Raw genomic sequence first — 22,180 nt, forward strand, 5'->3', positions numbered from 1 at the left:
TTATTGATTATAATAAAGTGACATTAAATAAAAAAGCCACCCTGCGATAATCAGCAAGGTGGCTTTTTTAATGGGTAAATTTTAGCTATTTACCAAAGTTACCCGTTTGATAATCACGAAAGGTTTGGCGCAGCTCCTCTTGGGTATTCATCACAAAGGGACCATAGCCTGCTACTGGCTCGCTGATAGGTTCACCACTTAATAGTAATAATTTAACCGTACTTGGTGCTTGCTCATCACCAGAAAGCTTAGGATACGTTAGCTCAATACTATCGCTTATCTGCGTTGCTGCTTGTTCATTTATAGAATCAATAGCAGTACTAGTCGGCGTGGCAAACTGAATCAGACTGCCCGCGCTCACTGTCGTATCATTAATCAGTAACGCGCCTTCTTGCACCAATATCATGACATTATGGCTGTTTGGCACTTGCAGCGTCGTTGAGCCAGCGCTATGCAAGGCGATATCCCATAAATTGATAGGCGTAAAGGTACTTGCCGCGCCCGCGGTGTCTTCCCATTCGCCAGCAATAATCGCTGCTTTACCTATCGAATTTTCGTCTTTATTGTCCGTTAAATTAACAATAGGTAAGTCATCACGTTTCAGCGTTTGATATTTAGGCTCAGTCAGCTTATGGGCACTTGGCAAATTGACCCATAATTGCACCATGCTAAAAGGACCGCCACGCTGACTAAAGTCGGGCGAGTGGAATTCTTCGTGCTTGATGCCGCGCCCTGCGGTCATCCACTGCACACCGCCTTCTTGAATGACGCCATAACCACCGGCCGAATCCGCATGGCTAATCTCGCCGGCGTAAGCAATCGTTACCGTCTCAAAACCCTTATGCGGATGCTGCCCAATGCCGTGCGGCTGCGTCTTATAGTTTGGATTTGGCGCAAAGTTGGTCGGCTGACCATAGTCTAATAATAAAAACGGATCGGTATGATAATGATTAAAATCAGCATCATTATCTAAATGATTGAACAAGGTTTTGACATAAAAACCATCGCCGACCCAATGCGGCGCTTTATCGCTATGAATATGTTGGATAGAACGCATTGAGCACCTCGTAAACCTAACTGTATTAAAGAATACTTATTTATTTCATCATCATTCTTTAAACGCTCATTATTAAATAATAACTCTTTAGTAATAACGACAGGCAACTATTAAGTAATTCTAAATTTATACCGATTTATATTGTGATTATATTTATAATTATCAAGTATTTAGCGGTTTCTATCCTATTTAAACAACCTACTTTTTGATAAATAGCCTTTGAATGGTTAGAATTTACATTAAAAGCATGCCTTAATATCAAACGACTTCGCCACAAACAAAACCGCTGGCCCATGCCCATTGAAAGTTATAACCGCCAAGCCAACCTGTGACATCGAGGACTTCGCCGATAAAATATAACCCGTCTTGATGCTTACTTTGCATGGTCTTTGACGAGACTTCATCGGTTGTGATGCCGCCGCGTGTGACTTCAGCAGTTCGATAGCCTTCGGTGCCAGACGGTTTTAGCTGCCAGCCATTGAGTATTGCACCAAGATCTATCAAGCGCTCATCTTTAATATTAGCAAGCTCGGTGGCTTTGATATCGTCCCATAGATGCGTTTGTAGCGCTGCCAGCAGTTTTTTTGGTAAAGCATTGTCGGTATTGTCTGCCACAACCGTCCGGATAAGCTGGCGTGGGTGTGATTTTTTATGAGCAAGTAAAAGCGCAGTCATATCGATATCAGGCAGCAAGTTGATGGTGATGGTTTCGCCAACATGCCAATAGTTGGACAGTTGCAGCATAGCCGGACCAGACAGTCCGCGATGGGTAAAGAGCAGCGGTAGCTTAAAGGAGATGCGCTCATTACTGGCAATTACCGGCAGACTGATACCGGCAAGCGTGCGAATCAGCTCACCGGTTTTATCGGTAAAGGTAAAGGGTACAAGGCTAGCATCGGTTGCTACCAATGTATGACCGAACTGCTGCGCAAGCTCGTAACCAAATCCGCTTGCGCCTAGCGTTGGAATAGACAAACCGCCCGTTGCTACCACGAGCGACTCACAGCGATAACTTGTTTGCGGCAGCTTGCTTTGATTGCCGCTGTCTTTTCTCTCTTGTTTTTCTTTTTTACTCAGCTGTTTGCTAGTGGTTAATTCAAAGCGGGATTTTTCACTATTCTCATGAGTCTTTACTTGTTCGATGTGGGTGTTAAGCCTGACTTGCACGCCCACGGCAGCACATTCATCAAGTAGCATGGTTAAAATATCTTGCGCTGAGTCATCACAAAATAGCTGCCCATGCTCGCGCTCATGGTAAGGGATTTTATGTTGCTCAACCATGCCGATAAATTCCCAACTCGGATAACGGCTTAGCGCTGATTTACAAAAATGCGTATTGCTACCGATAAAATGCTCAGGCTCGACAAAGTAATTGGTAAAGTTACAGCGGCCACCACCGGACATGAGGATTTTTTTACCAGCTTTATTGGCGTGGTCGAGTACCAAGACGCGGCGACCACGGCGACCAGCGGTGAGTGCACAATATAACCCTGACGCACCAGCGCCAATGATGATGACATCATAATGCGAGTATTGTGATGCAGTGCGGTGATTGTCCATGGTCGATAGTTCCTGATTTTAAAAGAGCAAGTGAGACTCATAGAGCCTATTGTGATATAAAGAATGGGATATAAGTTGCAGCGCTTTATAGCAGTTTGCTATTGTCCATGTTTTATAACAGGTTACAAGGATTAAATAGCATTGTTGCAGCTACATTTTAAAAAATAGCTGCTATACAATATTTTTTGTTAAACACAGTGGTGTGCTATGCAATTGTTGTGATTCACGGTTGATGTCTTGCAACCCTCGCGCTTATTTGTCAAACTATCCTTAGGTGTCACATTATGGAAGATGACGCTTATTACCTGTAGCAGCTATTGCTCGACGACTAATGTTCGACAACAACCGCTATAGGTCATAATAATTAGAAAAGGATGACTACGATGACTCAGAAATCATTTCCTATCACGGCTGAATTTGTCGCCGCTGCCAATACTACCGCCGAGCAATATACCAAAGACTATCAACAATCCATTGCGTCACCCGAGGCAAACGATGCCTTTTGGGCAAAGCGTGCCGAGCTGATTGATTGGATAAAAAAGCCCACCAAAATCAGTGATGTCAGCTACGATTTAGAAGACTTCCGTATCAAATGGTATGAAGATGGCGAACTTAATATCTCGGTCAACTGTCTTGATCGTCATGTTAAAAATAACCCCTATAAACCGGCGATTATTTGGGAAGGTGACCATCCGTCATTGCATAAAATCATCTCATTTAAAGAGTTGCATGAAGCGGTTTGTCGCCTAGGTAATGCCATGCGCAAAATTGGGGTCAAAAAGGGCGATCGCGTCACCTTATATATGCCTATGATACCAGAAGCCATAGTAGCAATGCTGGCGTGTACCCGCATTGGGGCGGTGCATTCGGTAGTGTTTGGCGGCTTTTCTGCTGAGAGTTTGGGCAACCGTATTATTGATAGCCAATCTAAATTGGTCATTACCGCTGACGAAGGTATCCGCGGCAATAAGCGCACGCCGCTCAAAGCCAGTGTCGATCGGGCTTTAGACATGGATGGCACGGACAGCGTGACCAACGTCATTGTCGTGCATCGTACGGGTAATTCTGTTCCGATGAGCGGACGCCGCGATGTTTGGTATCACAGTTTGATCGATGGTGAGTCAAAGCATTGCGAACCTGAGGTGATGAATGCCGAAGATCCGCTATTTTTATTATATACCTCCGGCTCAACGGGCAAGCCCAAAGGCGTGTTGCATACGACTGGTGGTTATATCACTTATGCGCTATCTACGTTTCGAGATGTCTTTGATATTAAAGAGGATGATGTCTACTGGTGTACGGCTGATGTCGGCTGGGTGACGGGTCATACCTATGCTACTTACGCGCCGCTTGCCAATGGCACGACGACGGTTATGTTCGAAGGTGTACCAGAATATCCAACGTGGGCGCGTATCGGACACATCATAGATAAACACCAAGTCACGGTTTTATACACGGCACCGACGGCTATTCGCGCCATGATGAAAGAAGGTGATACCTTTGTGCGTGAATCGGATCGCTCAAGTTTGCGCTTGCTCGGTACCGTTGGTGAGCCAATCAATCCGGAAGCGTGGGATTGGTACTATCATGTCGTCGGCGGCGGTAAATGTCCGATTGTCGATACTTGGTGGCAGACGGAAACCGGCGGTATCTTACTGGCGCCGATACCGGGCACGGTAGATATGAAACCGGGCGCGGCGATGAATCCCTTGTACGGTATTGTACCGGTCGTCGTTGACGGTGATGGCGAGATACTCGAAGGTGCTGCGGAAGGAAATCTTGCGATAAGCGGCGGTTGGCCGGGGCAGATGCGCACTATTTATAATGACCATAAGCGCTTTTTAGAAACCTATTTTACAGAGTATCCGGGTTATTATTTTACGGGTGATGGCGCGCAGCGTGACGAAGACGGGCATTATTGGATTACTGGACGGGTAGATGATGTGCTTAATGTTTCGGGGCATCGCTTGGGCACGGCAGAGATTGAGAGCGCGGTGGTTGCGCATCCAGCGACCGCTGAGGCAGCTATCGTCGGTATGCCGCATGAGATTCGCGGTATGGGTATTTGCGCCTTTATTATTCTCAAGTCGGGTGAAACCGCCACTGAATCACTAAAATCAGAGCTGAATCGCCATGTACGTATGGAGATTGGTCCGATTGCCAATTTAGATGCTATCTATATCGTTGATGTTTTACCCAAGACACGCTCTGGGAAAATTATGCGCCGTATCCTGCGTAATCTCGCAGCAGGGCAGTATGTTGGACTGGGGGATTTATCGACCCTTGCTGATAGCGCCGTTATCAATGAGTTGGTTGATGTGGTCAAGGCTGAACGCGGCGACTAAATAGCATTATCAATAGCTATATATCGCTAAGAGGATGTTGCTATAAACATATGCATTAGACTGACGCTTAATTTCTAAAAAGCCATGTTATTAAAGATAGCATGGCTTTTTTACGTAGATAATATTGATATTGGCAGGCTTTAAAGGTTCAATATACTAAAATTACCGTGCGGTTTTTATAGCCTAACGGCTATCGTTTCTATTTTGCCCCATACTTTATAAGGTTTACTGTCATTATGCCGTACTCTTCTTTGCAGCCTACTCAGACATCAGTACCGAAAATTGCCATTATTGGGGGCGGCTTAACGGGCTTATTTACTGCTACCTTATTAGAACGTGCTTTTAGCCAAATCAATGACAAATCCTTAATACCAGAAATTAGCATTTTTGAAAAATCCCGTAGCGTTGGTCGTTTAGCGACTCGTTATCGTAGCTATAACCATACTAATAAAAACTGGCAATGGGCATTTGGCGCGCAGTTTTTTACTGCCAAAAGTGCAAGCTTTCAGCAGTTTATTGAGCCTTGGCTACAGACGGGTTTGCTCCAACCGTGGTGCGCGCAAGTAGTGAATTTAATCCCAATAAATGCGACTAATCAGACATCTGATATTCAACTTAAAGAGCAATGGAGCCGCACACAAGCGCGCTATATCAGTACGCCAAAAATGACCAGTTGGGGGCGAGCATTAGCCGATGAGTTACAGCAGACAACCATCAACTTTAAAACCCGTGTTGCACCTTTGGCTCAATATAACCAAACTCTCGCTGATAAAACTAGCAAAAAAACCAGTAAGAAAACTGAGCTATTTGACGAAGAAGGCAGCAGTCTGGGCAGTTTTGATTGGGTCATTTGCACCGCGCCAAATTGGCAAGCGATAGAGCTCATGGCAGCTAGTGGCTTTGCTGAACAAACAAAAATCACTGAGCCACAAATGCAAGCGTGCTATACCTTGATGCTCGGCTGGGATGATAAGCAGCCATTACCTGAGGTATTAGGCCATCAAGCAAAAGCGTGGGATGTGGCATATGTGCAAGATTCTATACTTGATAAAATCTTTATCGAGCATCAAAAGCCTGCCCATGATGAGCTATTACCTAGCATCACTATTCATGCGCGCAATGATTGGTCAGAGCAGCACGTCGATGCCGATATCGATACGATAAAGGCGCAGTTATTGAAAGCAGCCCAGCAAGCTTTGAATTGGAATGAGAAAAGCACGCCGAGCCAAATTGACTGTCATCGCTGGCGTTATGCTGCGACCGTCAAGGTGTCTAATACAGTTTCTAATAATATAGATTCTAATAAAGAGCCATTAGGAATATTGGTTGATAACGAGCAGCAATGGATTGTCAGCGGAGACTGGTGCGGGCAAGGTAATATCGAAAGCTGTTATCAGATGGCAACACAAGCCGTAGCAAGGATTTGCGCGCACTCATGAGTTAGCCTACGGTCGCTATGAGATTGCTATTATTTTATCCTTCGTAGGCTTTTTAATTTTGCAGTTTTCAGAGCCCTTTAAGTCAAAACGTAAGCTCTAATGTTCGATAGTTTTATCATGCGACAACTATTATCGTGCGACAGTTTTTATCATCTGATAGTCTTCAAAAGTTTGTCATATTATGAATATAGATAAAAATTTATATTAACCGGAGCAGTTAATGGCCAAGCTTAAATCTCGCATACTTATAGCGTTGGCAGTCATTGCTGTATTCGTTATCTTATTTTTAGCGATCGTTATTAACAACGTGGGTGCTATATCAGATCCATATATGAATGAGCGATATATAGATAAACAGACTTTTCAAGGTGAGTGGCCATTTACTTCGGCTGCAGGCGTCATAAGATGTGATAACGCCGGTAGTGACAAGGCAATATCATTTAATAGCTCTGAGGGTACAACATATTCTCTCAATAATGCGGCACAGCTATATTCAGATAAAAATAATCTAGGCTGGCAATCCTTAGATATTCAGAATATTCAGCAACTTGATGCTAATATCAATGATGTTATTCAGTTAGGTTCAGCGCTATGCATTAAGTGATAAGGCCGCTAGTAAAAATTCATTGCTAAGTAGGCAATTGCTACCTATGAGTCACAGTATCAGCGAAAATTATAAAAGTAGAATTAAAATTTCGAGCAGATGCTGGCCAAATTGGTGGTCAATGCAATATATAGAACCATCAAATTTATATAAATCAATTCTTTACAGGCAAAAAAAGAGCCCACGAAGGAGGGGTCGTGGGCTGAGGAAAACTTATCATGCGACTGAGCTGCTATTAATGCATACAAGTCACAAATAAATTGAGCAAGATTTATTATTGTTAATATAAAGATGATGTCAGAATCCAATATTTCAAGAAATTCTTACATCTGCTTACAAATTTCAGTGTACAACTGTATTTTTACTTTTTCATCATAACCGAAATTTAGTAATTTACCTAGTTTGCTTACATGTCATTACGTTTGGGGAAGTCGATAAGCAGCTTGACGCTAACTTTGACCTTAAATAATGAGTAGAATAACAAGGTTTTTATAACCATTTACCGGTTAAAATAACCGATGCTTTATTACAGCAAGAACCAACCTACACAGATGGCATGACGCCATGACCGAAAAATGCTAAGCTAGCCACATTCTTATCGTTCACTATCAACTGGGTTTGCCATGACCGAGAGTACAAAGCTGCACACGCCAGAACAAAAACCGCTACCGGCGCAAAATGAAAAAAGCATTTTTAATCTGCCCAATAATCTAACGATTGCGCGTATTTTAATGATTCCGCTATTTGTAGCGATTGCTTATTGGCCGCCTGCCATGGGGATTGGTATGCCAGCGATTTCGGATAACGTGATTGCGCGGGTAGGTATGAGTGATTTTAGCGACAGTTTACTGCGCCATTTATTGCTGACCGGCGTTTTTATTATTGCGGCGATTACCGATTGGCTTGATGGTTATTTTGCTCGCAAGCTCAACGTAGTATCTGCCTTTGGGCGTTTTTTAGACCCCGTTGCTGATAAGCTCATGGTCGCAGCCGCGCTGATTATCTTGGTACAGTGGCATCCCAATATTATTATGGCGATTGCCGCGATTGTGATTATCTCGCGTGAAATTGCGGTATCGGCATTACGTGAATGGATGGCAGAGCTCGGTAAAAGTACCAGTGTGGCAGTGTCTTATGTGGGCAAGCTCAAAACTACTTTTCAGATGATTGCTATCACGGTTTTATTATTAAACTGGCAATCGCTTGAGATGATAGGGTATGTATTGATGGTGGCGGCGGTAATTTTAACCTTGTGGTCAATGATGATTTACCTAAGAGCGGCTTGGCCTTATTTAAAGCAAAGTGGCTAGCTCGCTCACCGCTGTAAAGATATGCTCATAAATAGCTAATGAAAGATAAAAAATACCAATAGTATCAAGCTACTGGTATTTTTTTTGTCTCTGATATTTTTTTGTCCTTGATATGGCCTTTAAAGCTTTGCTATAACTATTTTAAATCTTGATTGTTTGTATCGTTAAGATATACTAAAAATAGTTAATGAGAGCCAAAATAGGCGCGTCAATATATGGAAATAATAAACTAGGTGAGGAATACCTTATGAAGCTAAACAAAGAGCTGTCGTTCAGCGCCGTTTTATTATTTGCATTATTAGCGGGTTGTTCATCATCGCCAAGCATGCAAAAAGAAAGTGCCGATGGCGCACAAGAAAATACGCAAGCGGAGTCACAAGACCGTTCAGCAGACAGGCAAGCCAATTCAGTACAAGCAGAGGCGATGCAGGACGCCGCTGAATCAGAACGTTTGGGAACGCAGTGGGGTGATGATTTAGACTCGTCAGTGACCACCGTCGATCTACGTCGCGTCAGTGACGAGCCTATTGCGCAAATGCAAGTTGCTTATGCGGACAAAAGTTATAAGGGGCGGTCGGTCAATAGTATGTCGTTGCTGGCGGGAAAAGTTGAATTTTCAGCGGCTAGTGATAATGGTAAATTACCGCTTTATCGTGATGGTAGTCATTACTATCTGCAAGGTAGGGCTGGTCAAGCCTATCGGTTGGTATATCATAATAATAGCGCCAACACCTATGAGATTGTCGCCAGTGTCGATGGTTTAAATGTGCTCGATGGCAGTACCGCCAGTCGTTATGACAGCGGTTATGTATTAGAGCCCAACGACGATTTAGTCATTGAAGGCTTCCGTAAGAGTGAAGATGCTGTCGCTTCCTTTATCTTTAGCAAGCCAGATAACGCCTATGCCGCCAATACGGATAGCGGTTCTATAGAGAATACTGGAGTAATTGGCACCGTCATTTATGAGCTATATGATCCTGCTAAGCCTAAACGACCTGAGCCAAAATCAAAATCGCCAAAAGCATTTCCAGCAGATAATGCATATGCAAAGCCGCCACAATAATTATCAATCATGCATGATTATATGAATTATATAAAACGCCAATCGTGATAAGCGACTGGCGTTTTTATTATTAGTATTCGTGATTACTTATCTTACTTCTACTCATTATTAAGTTATTATAGCTTGATAGAAAAATTCTCACCTAAGCTTTTTTCAACTGCATTATCAGTCAAAGCCGCTGCTGCCATTTTGACCGCACTGGCAATCGCATTACCATTGGCCCAATACTCTGCACCATGTGGCACAACCTTGATGAGTTGGACTTTTGGGTCGTCTTTACCTAGTTCAAAATAAGCGTTATACATGACCGACCAAAGCTCATTTAGCTTTTCTTCATCTTCAACCAGTTCAGCAGTACCACTAATAGATAAATACTTATCAGATTCTTGAGTGACATAAGCTAAATTCACTTCTGGATTTTGTTTAATATTATCAACGGTCTCAGAAGGCTTATGACCAATAAACCAAATCTCTTTAGCGCCAATACTGGTTTCGGTGGTATTCATCGGGCAAGAGTGCAGATGATTTTCATCATTGCGTGTGGTCATCATGGTGTATTTAATATCTTTTACCATCGCTTGGATAGTGTCCATTTGCGCTTGTTTATTCATGATAGTTGTCCTTTACTATTGAAATGTTAAGTTAAAAATTTTGGCTTTAAAAGTCATCAGGAAATTGTGCCGTAGTAAAATAATACGTCGTTTATAAATCTTAGTGAATGACTCAATAAATGTAGAATCAGTTGTTAATATAATGAAGTTGCCTAATAAAACTATATAGGTGCTCTGTAATGGGCGGTGACGCTTTGTAAGCTTTTATGTTATTGAAAATATAAAGGAATTGATGGAAATATAGGAGAGATTTAAGCGATAAAAAACGCCAGTAAGCATATTGCTAATGGCGTTTTTGTTTATCTTCTTTTTATCTACCTTCCTTTTATTTACCTTCAGTGCGCTACTGATAGCTTATAAAGAGACAGAAAAGGTTTCGCCCATATCTTCAGCCGTTTTACCTTCTTGTAGCGCCGCGGCTGCCATTTTAAACATATTCACGACAGTACTACCGCTTAACCAGCACTCTGCACCATGAGGCACGACTTTAATCAACTGCACGTTTTTATCTTCTTTGCCATCGGCAAAAAAAGCGTTATAGACAGGTGACCATAACTCGTCTAGCTTGTCTTTATCTGAAACAAGTTCTGCATTACCACTGATAGAGACATAATTTTTTTCGTCTTGGGTAGCATATGTTAGACCAATTCTAGCGTCATCTTGAATGTCTTTGACGACGTCTGAGGACTTATCACCGATAAACCAAATTTCTTTCTTATCGAGATTGACCTCATTGGTGGTCATAGGCCAAGCATGAATATCGCCTTTTTTATTGGTGGTACTCATCATGGCGAACTTCACATCTTTAATAACGTCTTGAATTTTAGCAATATGCTCTTGGTTACTCATGGTGATTGTCCTTTTTCATTATAGTGATTGATTTCTGGTTAATGGATTATTGTTATTGATTAGATTTCTATCTTATTAGATATTCAGTTTAGACGGTTAAGTAATTAGCTTGCTAGCCCTCGTTAATAACTGCTACCTAGAATAACGATTACTGGTAGGTTATTTATATAGGTTGCCAGTAATGCGATGTGAGTGTTTGTAAGGACTATAAGGATTGAGTAAAAATTGTGACCTTAAACGCATAAGCTTTTTATGATGAAATGCTTATGTGTAAAGTTAGAAGCGCAATACAGAAGCTAAAATGACAAGACTAAGATGAAGTCAGCACAGTTATTTAGCCCTAACTGTTTGGCAATGGTTTGCCAAATCTATATCTAACCACTTGCGCAATTTATCTTGGTTTTGACCTGCTTATTACAGGGCTTCTTGTTATAATACGCGGACCATTTACTTTGCATGGCAGAGATGCCTGTTATTGCCTATATCCTATGGAATATGCCTTTATGATGACCATCGCCGGACAACCGTTTCTTACCGATTTTCAGACGCAGCAACTCATCAGTCAGTTTCAGCAAAAAACCGAGCTAAATGTCAGCCAAATTCATACCCAGCAAGTGTATGTGTTATCACGAGAACTTTCCGGTGATGAGCATAAAAAAGCGCTAGACTTACTTGCTGTCGATAGTAGCACTGTCCTTGCCGCGCCAAAAAGCAATCAGTTACAAGTCATCGTCGGTCCGCGTTTTGGCACCATATCGCCATGGGCAAGTAAAGCGACCGATATTTTTAATAACTGTGAAATTGCCATCAATCGTGTCGAGCGCGTGATTGTTTATACGCTAACGGTCGATGGAGAAGCAGGCGAGAAACTGCCAGTAGACGCTGAGCAATTATTGTTCGACCGTATGACCCAAAGCTTGGTTTATGATTTAAATGATGTGAATAAACTGTTTGAAGATCAGCAGCCAGCATCGCTGAATCATATTGACGTGATCGGGCAAGGTCAGTCGGCGCTTGAATCAGCCAATACCGAATTTGGTTTTGCGTTATCTGTAGAAGATATCGACTATTTAATGAATGCTTATGTCAATGAGCTAAAGCGTAACCCAACCGACGTTGAGCTAATGATGTTTGCACAGGCAAACTCAGAGCATTGCCGTCATAAGATTTTCAACGCTGAATGGACGGTTGATGGCACAGTACAGCCAAAGTCACTGTTTCAGATGATTAAGAATACTTATAAAGCCAATCCGCAAGGTATCTTGTCTGCTTATAAAGACAACGCCGCAGTAATGGCAGGGTCTGACGGTATGCGTTTTTATCCTGTGCCTACTGATGCGATGGATGTCAACTCTGCGCATCCTTACGATTTCCATCAAGAAGAAATTGATATCTTAATGAAGGTCGAAACCCATAACCATCCAACCGCTATTGCCCCTTATGCAGGTGCAGCGACGGGCGCAGGCGGTGAGATTCGTGACGAAGGCGCAACCGGTCGTGGCGGTAAGCCAAAAGCGGGTTTAACGGGCTTCCACGTTTCACACTTACATATTCCAGAATTAGCTGAGAAATGGGAGCAGTCAGGTCAATTAAGTACGCAGAATTATGGTACGCCAGATCGAATGGCGACCAGTCTTGAAATTATGACCGAAGCACCACTCGGTTCAGCCAACTTTTCTAATGAATTTGGTCGTCCAAATTTATGCGGTTATTTCCGTAGTTTCCAATTGGATACCTCAGCGGCAAAAGATGGCAGTCAGATGCGCGGTTATCATAAGCCAATCATGCTTGCCGGTGGTTACGGTAATATTAAACGTAATTTAATTGAAAAAAATGCCATTCAACAAGGGGATTTATTAATCGTCCTTGGTGGTCCTGCGATGCAAATTGGTCTAGGTGGCGGTGCGGCCTCTTCTGTCGATAGCGGCTCACTTGATGAAGGCTTAGACTTTGCTTCCGTACAGCGTGACAATGCTGAGATGGAACGTCGCTGTCAAGAAGTCATCGATCGCTGTTGGGCCTTAGCCGGTAATGGACAGTCGGGCAACGATATTGATGCGAGTAACAACAGTAAAGATGGCAACCCAATCGTTTCACTACATGATGTCGGTGCCGGTGGTTTATCAAATGCGATGCCAGAATTGGTTAATGACCATGAAATGGGCGCGGTGCTAAACTTGCGTAAAATTCCATCGCTAGAAGCCGGCATGTCGCCAATGGCGATTTGGTCAAACGAAGCACAAGAGCGTTATGTCTTGGCAATTCGTCCTGAGAGTAAAGATCAGTTCGATGCCATCTGTGCCCGTGAGCGCTGCCCGTATGCCATCTTAGGGGAAGCCACTGAAATACGTCAGCTAGTCGTTAACGACGAATTGCTCCCTGAGCAGCCAGTCGATATGCCAATGCAAGTATTGCTCGGTGGTACGCCGCAGATGAAGCGTAGCTTTGAGCGCCAAGAAACTACTTTACCAGCATTAGAGTTAGGCGAAGTCAATCTAGCGGAATCAATCAAAGATGTGTTACGTCATCCAACCGTCGCTAGCAAATCATTCTTGATTAGCATTGGTGACCGCTCTATCACGGGTATGGTTGTACGCGATCAGTATGTTGGTCGCTATCAAGTACCGGTATCAGATTGTGCCGTGACTGCTTCAGGCTTGATTGCGCTAGATGGTCAGCCAATGAGCGGCGAAGCAATGAGTGTTGGCGAGCGTACGCCAGTAGCCTTGATCAGCCCAAAAGCTTCTGCTCGATTGGCGGTTGGTGAAGCTATTACTAATATCGCAGGCGCACGTATTAGTCAGCTATCTGATATCACCATGTCAGCAAACTGGATGGCAGCATGTGGCGATGATACCGAAGACGCGGCATTGTTTGATGCGGTCTATACGGTTGGTGAAGAACTATGCCCAGCACTTGGTATCGCTATTCCAGTCGGTAAAGATTCACTATCGATGCGAGCCAATTGGACGGACGAAGACGATAACGGCAGCCAAGATAAATCAGTCGTCTCACCAATGAGCTTGGTTATTACCGCTTTTGCTCCTGTTGTTGACGTGGCAAAGACCCTAACGCCTGAACTCATTAACGGTGATAGTGCGTTTTACCGTATTGACTTGTCTAAAGGCAAGCTACGTCTAGGCGGTTCAATCCTTGCGCAAACCTTAAGCCAATTAGGTAATGATTGCCCAGACTTGGCGCAGCCAAGCGACTTGGTCGACTTCTTTAACTTTATCCAAGCGGGTAACGCGCAAGGCGTCATTAGCGCTTATCACGATATCGGTGATGGCGGACTACTGGCGACTATTGCTGAGATGCAATTCACTAGCCGTCAAGGTGTCAAGCTGTCATTGACTGATGACAATTTATTAGGTCAATTATTCAGTGAAGAGCTTGGCGCGGTTATTCAAGTATTACCAGAAAACGTCGCGGCATTAATGCAATTGGCGGAAGAATTTAATGTCAGCGATATGCTGAGCCTTGTTGGTCAAAGCTCTGAGGAAGATAGCTTAATTATCCAAACGCCAACGCTAAACGGTGATAAAACGCTTAGCTTTAGCCGTAGCGAGCTACAGCAAGAATGGAGTCAGGTCAGCTATCAAATCGCTCGTCGCCGTGACAACCCAGCTTGCGTCCAGCAAGAGTATGACTTGATTAGCGACGCTAGCCATCAAGGTCTTATCGCTGCACCAAACTTTGACCTCAATCAAAAAGTTGAAGAACCGTACCTAAATAGCCGTGAAACTAAGCCAAGAGTTGCTATCCTGCGCGAGCAAGGCGTCAACGGTCAGACGGAAATGGCAGCAGGCTTTACCCAAGCAGGCTTTGAAGCGGTCGACGTGCACATGAGCGACTTGCTCAGCGGTCGCATCAATCTACGTGACTTCGACGGTCTGGTCGCTTGTGGTGGCTTTAGTTACGGTGATGTATTGGGCGCAGGCTCTGGCTGGGCGAACTCTATCTTGTTCCATGACGAGTTGCGCATGCAGTTTGTACGCTTCTTTGCCCGTCCTGATACCTTCTCACTCGGTGTCTGTAACGGTTGTCAGATGATGGCGCAGTTAAAAGACCTCATCCCAGGCGCGGAAAACTTCCCACGCTTTATCGCCAATAGATCAGCTCGCTTTGAAGCGCGTACGGTCAACGTCAAAGTTGAGCGCACCAAGTCTATCCTGTTTAAAGGTATGCAGGACAGTATCTTGCCAATCGCTATTGCTCATGGTGAAGGCTATGCCACCCTTAACGAGACAGAAATCGATGGTATGGCAAAACACGGTCAGCTCGCCATGCGCTTTGTCGATAGCCAAGGTCAGTCAACTGAGACTTATCCGCTCAATCCAAACGGTTCGGTTGGCGGTGTCACTGGTCTATGTAGCACTGACGGTCGCGTTACTATCATGATGCCGCACCCTGAGCGTACGCTACGTGCCTACAATCACAGCTGGAAACCTGAAGGGTGGGACGAGGACGGCGCATGGATGCGTATGTTCCGTAATGCGCGTGCTTGGGTTAGATAATCTGGTTTAAGTTATTGTAGATAATAAAAAAGGTGGGCTTCGGCTCACCTTTTTTATGTTTGGGGTTTGATTTTTTAGAGGTAGGGGAGCTAATCCCGCCTTCCGCTTATATCTGCCAGTCTGGGCGAGGCGGTGACACGAGTTGAGATGTTACTGTTGCCTCGATATGAGGAGAGGAAAAGCAAGTGTCTGGGAGACAGTTGCCCCGACGCAAGAGAAAATCTATGATTTTCTAAAGAACATAGCCACCGTAACTCGCCCAAACCAGCAGGATGCCGCTACAGTCGGGGCTAAACCGCGCCGCTGAATGACCATTTTATGATAAATTAGTCTGAACTTTAATTTTAATCGGTGCGCTAGGTGCACACTACGAGCTTTTCAATAAAACCAGTCGCCATTACGAAGATTTTCTATCTCTCTGTCACTTGATTTACGCACCATGTTAGATATTGCACCGTTAGCTTGTCCATGGTCTAGCTTTGTAAGAAAAGTATTGACCTCAGATTCATTCGCATGAAGTATCTTATCTAAGTAATATCGTTGTTCACTCTTGTCTAATGCAGTTTCTTGAAGTTGAAAGGGTCTATGTAGCGCAGCTTGAAGCAATGCCACTCTATATTTATCTTTCTCGATTACTTTAAAGTCTTGAGCATTTATATCTATGATCACGTTATATTCTGCGAAACCACTTTCAACAGAAATATTTAAAGTGTAAGCTTCATTTTCTGCTTTCGCTAGCATACGAAGATCATAAAAGATGATTTTTTTATCCATATTTTTTCCTAATTAGCTTTCCCTTTCTGAGCCTCAGCAATCAACTCATGAATCTTCGCGCTTTCCTTCAGCACACAAGCATCATACGCAGAGAGAGGTTCAGTTTCTTGCTGTTTTTCTTGTGCTTGTTTGGCTTTTTCTTCTAAGTATTTTTGAAGCTCGTCTTGCTCATTTTGCTCGTTGCATTGAGGGTTACTCATGGCTTGTGTCTCCTAATATTTTTATCGTTTAATAAAAGTCATCACGACCAGCATACTTCTTATTGAGTGCCTTTAAAATAGCATAAGTTTCTAAATCTAGCTCGCCCGTTGGCTGCTGCGGTCTGAAGTGCAATTGAAAGGCATAAACGACATTGCGACTGGCTTTATCCCACTCAGCGCTGTCATTGATTTGATAGCCGTAATCGCGAAACGCTTGCTTAATCTCAGGTATCGTTGCCGCTGCAAACGCATCTTGATGCATAAAAAATTGCTTATCAAATTCATCATACCAAGCGCCAATCCCGTAATCGAAATACAGTCGTTGCCACGGGAACTTTGCACCGGGATCAATTTTACGTGAGGGTGCCATATCCGCATGACCGATGATATTCTTTGGTGAAATTTTATATCTCGCTGCCAAGTCTTGCACTAATTGCGCGACTTTTTTAATCTGCAACTCATCAAATTCAACATAGTGCTCGTAAGAATGGTAGTCGAGCGCGCCGTTCTTTAAGGCGTTTCGATATTCATGCTTAATGCCGCTATTGACAATCTCGATGCCGATAGAGGTATCGTTGAGTATCGTTCTACCCGCAAAGCCGCCGTTACCAGCATGCCAAGCGCGTTCACTTTCCGGTACTAGGTTATAAATCTTGTTATCATCATGGTTTAAAATTAGATAGTGGGCGCTGACTTGACCTGTAGTCAATGTGTTGATAGATCTGGCATTATTGCTCACCGTGTAATGTAGGACGATGGATTTAATTCGCTCGCTCTTACCAGTGGCTTGATAGGTTTCGCTATCGATAATGAAAGATTCACTGTTCGCCATTTGGGTGTTATGAGTGGTCACGCAGCCAGTTAAGGGCAGCGTTAAGGCACATGCTAATACTAAAAGGATATTTTTTGCCATGAAATGCTCTGTATGAATAAAGGTAGGCGCTGATACTTACCTTTATCTTATATTGGTAGTAGATAGTAAAATCGAGATATTTTTTTAAAACTTCTTTAATCCTTGCGAATCTTCTTCGCCAAAACCACCTTCCAGCTTTCTTCCAAACACTCAATCGCGAGCCAAGGTTCAATAATTTCGGCGTCAAACTTCTCTTTTGAATTGCCTAGCTGCCATAACTTTTCAAGCGTGGCAAAAGGATAGGGACGTTCGATAAGATAAACCGCCAAATCAGCGCCAATCATACCGTCACGCACGACCTGAAAATACCAGCCAGCGATACCTTGTGTAGTCACCCAAGAGGCGATATTGGGCACTTTATTAAATTGTCCGATTTGATCATTGATTTTGTAGCATGGACGGCGCGGTTGTACGATGCGAAGTTGTACGCTCTCGTTATTATCATTATTGCCATACTTCCCACCATATTGAAAGACATCACCAATACACACCGTCGACTCATCCATTGCAGGCAAACCATTGACCGCTTCAGTCGTTAAGTTTTCACCTAATGTGCCAACGCGAACCTTTAAACCAAACTCAGCGTTAATCTTATCGTAAGTTGCCGTTGCTAGTTGATGTACGGCTTTTAGTGGGCCGCCATGATGACGTCGGTCGGCTTGTTCGTCGGTGGTGAGACCCATAAAATTGACGGCGACAGGCGCTTTGATGGGCGCTTTATCAATCGCGCTCATCTGCTCACGGGCAAACGGCATGGCTTTGCCAGCACGGACGCAGACTAGATTGGCGATATGTAGCGGCAGCGCTTGATTGAAATCAGTATTATTTTTTTGGCTCGAAGATACTATTTGCTCTATGCTCATGGAATATCCTAATCAATAGGGATTTATTAGGCGAGTGGCTAACTCATTAGTGGTATGAATGATGCGTATTATCTTAGCCTAATCATGCGGCTGATTATACGGTTGCAGCATTTTAAAGTTTATCAGCACGTTAAAATTTATGAGTGCTATTTTTTAAACAAAAAAAGACCAGAATAGCTATCTGGTCTTTTTAATTGTGCGTTTTTCAGTATTAAACAATTATCGCAATGGATAATCTTATTTGTTTTTATTGCGACGACCAGCGGTTTTCTTTTCACGCGGCACGGCAACCAGCTCAGCCAATTGCTCAGGTGATGACCATAGACCTTCTAAGTCATAAAACTCACGGGCTTGTGGGGTCATCATATGCACGACCACAGCGCCCAAATCAATCAAGGTCCAGTCAGAGTCGATACCGCCTTCGCGACCAAGTGGCATAAAACCCGCTTGCTTAGCTTCAGCGCCGACACTGTCCGCCATCGCGCGCACATGGCGTTTAGAAGTACCGTCAGCGATGACGATACGCTCCATCACGTCAGTTAAGCTTTCTACATTCATTACAGTGATATTTTTCGCTTTCATATCGTCTAGCGCGCTTTCGACTACCGCTAAGCATTCTTTTAAGCGTTCGTCAGTCATGGTGTTGGTCATAAAATGTAATCTCTTGAATCGTAAATATTAAAAATAAAATGGTAAATCGTCAATTTGCATAAAGTTGTATGGCCGAGCTGACCCAATATGAGCAGTGACGTATCTAGGCAAGACATACAAAATGACAATAATATGATGATTTTAACGGAATTGAGCAGCAGAATATAGCTGATGGGCAATAATATATTGATAAACAGCAGGATTTAGCCATTTAGCGAATGAATTGGGTGCAGTATCGCCTATGATATCATTTATTGGTTGCAAAGATGCGATTTGCATTTCGGCAGCGTGCTTTATATTTAGAGATTGAGGCGCTTGCGGTCGTTGTTGATAAAGTTGTTGCTGCAACTGCTGACGTACTTGCGTACTTGATACGGCTGCCACAGGGCGCGGGTCTATATAAATGTGACCTTGATAAGTGTTTTTCAAGATAGAACTGGCGGTTGAATGTCGGATAGGCGGTATGACAAGTTCTGTAGCTGTATCAACGGTTAAAGGTTGCAGCGGCACGGGCAGTTGAGATTTTAATGGAGTTTGCGAATTAGCCTTAGAGAAATCTTTGTTAAACTCAGTATTTTCTTCACGATTAAACACCCATAAATTGACATAATCTGTGAGGCGTAAACCGTCTTTCCATTTATCCAAACTGCGCGCGCTATCCATCCCCATGATAAATATCAAACTGTCATTTGGATAGCGGTCGCGTAATGTCTGTACGCTATCGATGGTATAGACGGGCGGCGCTTGCCAAAGTTCAAGCTCATTAATTTGTAATGGCGTATCTTGTATTGCCAGTTTTAGCATGGCCAAGCGCTGCTCAGGATCGGTGCTGTCTTTTTTAAAAGGCGAGCGTGCGTTTGGCAATAATGAAACCTGTAACTCGCGCTGTTGCTGCTTAGCTAGCGGTAACAGACTTTGATAAACGGTCATTGCCAGTTGTAAATGACCATTATGCACAGGATCAAATGAGCCGCCCAAATAGGCGCGGATAACTGGGGCAGTTTTTATTGTAGGGTAATGATGAACAGTATTTGGCATAAATGAGTGAATAAAAATCTGATAAAAAGGCGGTTATGGTTAATTTATTTTAAATGGACTATAACATGTGGCCATTCACTTATCGTGCTTATCGATTTTATTATGCCTAACTATAGCGGTTAAGCGCCAATAAAAAACCGACCATCATAGCGATAGTCGGTTAAATATAGAATGATTACTTATAAATTTTAACGTAATTAAATCGCATCGCTATCGGCTTGGATGGCAGTTAGAGCGATGGTATAAATAATATCATCGACCAAGGCACCACGTGATAAGTCATTAACGGGTTTATTTAAGCCTTGCAACATCGGTCCGACGCTGACCACATTGGCGCTACGTTGTACCGCTTTATATGTGGTATTACCCGTATTTAGGTCAGGGAAGATAAAGACATTGGCTTGTCCTGCAACCAGTGAGTCAGGCGCTTTTTGTTTACCGACGCTCATGACCGAAGCGGCATCATATTGCAGTGGTCCATCAACAGCAAGATGCGGCGCACGCTGGCGGACGATTTCAGTGGCACGGATGACTTTTTCGACATCAGCGCCAGTACCTGATGAGCCAGTTGAGTAGCTAATCATCGCCACTTTTGGATTGATACCAAAGGCAGCGGCAGACTGCGCCGATTGAATAGCGATTTCAGCGAGCTCTTCAGCATTTGGATTTGGATTGATAGCGCAGTCACCATAGACCACCACTTGCTCAGGTAATAGCATAAAGAATACTGACGATACAAGCGAATAATGCGGTGCAGTTTTAATCAACTGAAATGCTGGGCGCACGGTATTCGCCGTGGTATGAATCGCCCCAGAAACGAGACCGTCAACTTCATTCATCTCGAGCATGGTCGTACCCAAATAAACCGTATCTTTTAGATATTCAGCAGCCACTTCGGCATTGGTTTTACCTTTACGGCGCTCAACCACGGCAGCAATATATTTAGCCATATCAAGGGTGTCAGGATCGATAATCTCTAACCCTTCAGGTAACACTAAGTCACGGTTTTTAGCCACTTGCTCGACGTCGCTACGTTTCGCCAGCAATACACAGTTAGCGATACCGCGGCTTTGACAAATACAAGCAGCTTCGACCGTACGTGGTTCAGAGCCTTCTGGTAAGACGATACGTTTTTTGGCACTTTGTGCTTTTTTGACCACCTGATGACGGAATGCAGAAGGTGATAAACGCGTCTCATATTCTTGACTGAAATATTCTTTAATCCAGTTAAGGTCTAAATACGCGGCAACATAACTCGCCACTTCTTCGGCGCGCTCGGTATCATCGCTTGGAATCTCAGCGCTCATATGGACAAGACTTTGTACGGTCTCATAACTGTCACTCTCGACACTCATGACCGGAATGCCAGTTTTCAGCGCCGATTGCCAAAGCTCGGCTACCGTTGGGCTTGGTGCTACGCCGCCGGTTAACACCAGTCCTGCCAATGGGATGCCATTGATGCAGGCAAGTCCCGCTGCCAATAATAAATCATCGCGGTCGCCCGGTACGACGATCAGCGTGCCGCGTTTAAAGACTTCATCGACCCGCGCAACCGAGCGCGCCGTCAAACTGATACGGTTGATACGGCGCGATTTTGCTTCACCAACATTTAACCAAGTAGCATCAAGCTCAGCGGCGATATCCCACGTACGCGGTACCGAAAGTGAATCGCTAAATGGCACCACACCGATTAAACGGAACTGCTCAGTATTAAAATGCGGTGATAGGCGCTGAACTTCTTGTATAAAACCTTGGTCTAAATGAATGACGGCTTCACCCGGGGCGACCATTTGATTTTCAATGGTAGTTTGGACATTTGGCAAATCATGCATACGCATTAAAATACAGCCGAGCGTACGATCACTGGCCATACCACCAAATTCACGAGCATGGACGTCAAGCTTGTCGGCTAAATAGGCAGGTTTGCTGCTATCTGCGGTGCTGACAAAGATGATTTTGGCGTCTAGCGCATTGGCAATCGCGCGGTTGATTTGCGACGCATAAGAGGTCTCAGTCGTCGATACTAAGCCTTCGCAAATGACCACATCATAGTCATCACCAAGGGTATTATAATTAACGACTACTTCTTCCATCAAATCATCAAGATTGTCATCACCAAGCATACGCTCAACGCGTTGACGGCTGATAGACTTGGGCGGATTAAGACCAAAAGCATGCATGGCTAGGGCGCTTGAGCTATCTAGACTGTTTTGTTTATCAAGGGTGTCGTCTTGCAAAAACGGCTTCATAAAGCCCGCTTTGATACCGTTATAATCAAAAGCACGAATCAAACCTAACGCCGCTGACGTCACACCGATACCGCGGCTGATAGGCACAAGTAAAAAAGTTTGCATAATGTATCCTACTGTTTATTATATTTTTAACG

17 protein-coding genes are annotated in these 22,180 nt (G+C 43.8%); 6 read left to right on the forward strand and 11 right to left on the reverse strand.

Annotation, left to right across the window (positions count from 1 at the left end; genetic code table 11):
- Positions 1-85: 85 nt before the first annotated feature.
- Together AC2FA3_RS08780 and AC2FA3_RS08785 are read right to left on the reverse strand one after the other, a co-directional pair.
- Positions 86-1,057, reverse strand: a complete 972-nt coding sequence (locus tag AC2FA3_RS08780; RefSeq protein ID WP_490509238.1) for a pirin family protein — start codon at positions 1,055-1,057, stop codon at positions 86-88.
- 258 nt (positions 1,058-1,315) lie between these two features.
- Positions 1,316-2,617: a BaiN/RdsA family NAD(P)/FAD-dependent oxidoreductase gene (locus AC2FA3_RS08785; protein ID WP_490509239.1), complete on the reverse strand. Its 1,302-nt coding sequence runs from the start codon at positions 2,615-2,617 to the stop codon at positions 1,316-1,318.
- A 383-nt stretch (positions 2,618-3,000) separates the two neighbouring features.
- On the opposite strand from AC2FA3_RS08785, the gene acs reads away from it, so the two are divergent.
- From acs to AC2FA3_RS08810, 5 genes are all read left to right on the forward strand, one after another.
- Complete coding sequence (gene acs, locus AC2FA3_RS08790) at positions 3,001-4,962, forward strand: acetate--CoA ligase (RefSeq protein ID WP_490509240.1); 1,962 nt, start codon at positions 3,001-3,003, stop codon at positions 4,960-4,962.
- Between the two features lie 236 nt (positions 4,963-5,198).
- Entirely contained in the window at positions 5,199-6,401 is a 1,203-nt protein-coding gene (locus AC2FA3_RS08795; protein WP_490509241.1) for an NAD(P)/FAD-dependent oxidoreductase, read from the forward strand.
- Between the two features lie 220 nt (positions 6,402-6,621).
- Positions 6,622-7,005: a hypothetical protein gene (locus tag AC2FA3_RS08800; RefSeq protein ID WP_490509242.1), complete on the forward strand. Its 384-nt coding sequence runs from the start codon at positions 6,622-6,624 to the stop codon at positions 7,003-7,005.
- Positions 7,006-7,628: 623 nt separating this feature from the next.
- On the forward strand, positions 7,629-8,315 hold the full coding sequence (gene pgsA, locus AC2FA3_RS08805) for a CDP-diacylglycerol--glycerol-3-phosphate 3-phosphatidyltransferase (RefSeq protein ID WP_490509243.1): 687 nt from the start codon (positions 7,629-7,631) through the stop codon (positions 8,313-8,315).
- 247 nt (positions 8,316-8,562) lie between these two features.
- Positions 8,563-9,378, forward strand: a complete 816-nt coding sequence (locus tag AC2FA3_RS08810; protein ID WP_490509244.1) for a hypothetical protein — start codon at positions 8,563-8,565, stop codon at positions 9,376-9,378.
- A 116-nt stretch (positions 9,379-9,494) separates the two neighbouring features.
- Here AC2FA3_RS08810 and AC2FA3_RS08815 read toward each other — a convergent pair whose 3' ends face one another.
- Positions 9,495-9,989: a pyridoxamine 5'-phosphate oxidase family protein gene (locus tag AC2FA3_RS08815; protein ID WP_490509245.1), complete on the reverse strand. Its 495-nt coding sequence runs from the start codon at positions 9,987-9,989 to the stop codon at positions 9,495-9,497.
- A gap of 354 nt (positions 9,990-10,343) precedes the next feature.
- Positions 10,344-10,838, reverse strand: a complete 495-nt coding sequence (locus AC2FA3_RS08820) for a pyridoxamine 5'-phosphate oxidase family protein (protein ID WP_490509246.1) — start codon at positions 10,836-10,838, stop codon at positions 10,344-10,346.
- A gap of 503 nt (positions 10,839-11,341) precedes the next feature.
- Between AC2FA3_RS08820 and purL the strand changes: the two genes are divergently transcribed.
- Positions 11,342-15,355 carry a phosphoribosylformylglycinamidine synthase gene (purL, locus tag AC2FA3_RS08825; RefSeq protein ID WP_490509247.1) on the forward strand — a complete coding sequence of 1,338 codons (4,014 nt, stop codon included), beginning with the start codon at positions 11,342-11,344 and terminating at the stop codon, positions 15,353-15,355.
- 378 nt (positions 15,356-15,733) lie between these two features.
- Here purL and AC2FA3_RS08830 read toward each other — a convergent pair whose 3' ends face one another.
- From AC2FA3_RS08830 to pta, 7 genes are all read right to left on the reverse strand, one after another.
- Positions 15,734-16,129 (reverse strand): hypothetical protein, encoded by a 396-nt coding sequence (locus tag AC2FA3_RS08830; protein WP_490509248.1) that lies wholly within the window; start codon positions 16,127-16,129, stop codon positions 15,734-15,736.
- A gap of 8 nt (positions 16,130-16,137) precedes the next feature.
- Positions 16,138-16,329 carry a hypothetical protein gene (locus AC2FA3_RS08835; protein WP_490509249.1) on the reverse strand — a complete coding sequence of 64 codons (192 nt, stop codon included), beginning with the start codon at positions 16,327-16,329 and terminating at the stop codon, positions 16,138-16,140.
- A gap of 28 nt (positions 16,330-16,357) precedes the next feature.
- The gene (locus tag AC2FA3_RS08840; RefSeq protein WP_490509250.1) at positions 16,358-17,242 is read right to left on the reverse strand and encodes an N-acetylmuramoyl-L-alanine amidase; all 885 of its coding nucleotides are present in this window, start codon (positions 17,240-17,242) and stop codon (positions 16,358-16,360) included.
- Between the two features lie 95 nt (positions 17,243-17,337).
- Positions 17,338-18,105: an MOSC domain-containing protein gene (locus AC2FA3_RS08845; protein WP_490509251.1), complete on the reverse strand. Its 768-nt coding sequence runs from the start codon at positions 18,103-18,105 to the stop codon at positions 17,338-17,340.
- Between the two features lie 237 nt (positions 18,106-18,342).
- On the reverse strand, positions 18,343-18,756 hold the full coding sequence (gene rsfS / locus AC2FA3_RS08850; protein ID WP_490509252.1) for a ribosome silencing factor: 414 nt from the start codon (positions 18,754-18,756) through the stop codon (positions 18,343-18,345).
- A gap of 141 nt (positions 18,757-18,897) precedes the next feature.
- Complete coding sequence (nadD, locus tag AC2FA3_RS08855) at positions 18,898-19,794, reverse strand: nicotinate (nicotinamide) nucleotide adenylyltransferase (protein ID WP_490509253.1); 897 nt, start codon at positions 19,792-19,794, stop codon at positions 18,898-18,900.
- 197 nt (positions 19,795-19,991) lie between these two features.
- Positions 19,992-22,148 carry a phosphate acetyltransferase gene (gene pta, locus AC2FA3_RS08860; protein WP_490509254.1) on the reverse strand — a complete coding sequence of 719 codons (2,157 nt, stop codon included), beginning with the start codon at positions 22,146-22,148 and terminating at the stop codon, positions 19,992-19,994.
- Positions 22,149-22,180 lie beyond the last annotated feature (32 nt).

The organism is Janibacter sp. CoH_79_TC_3 (assembly GCF_058197955.1).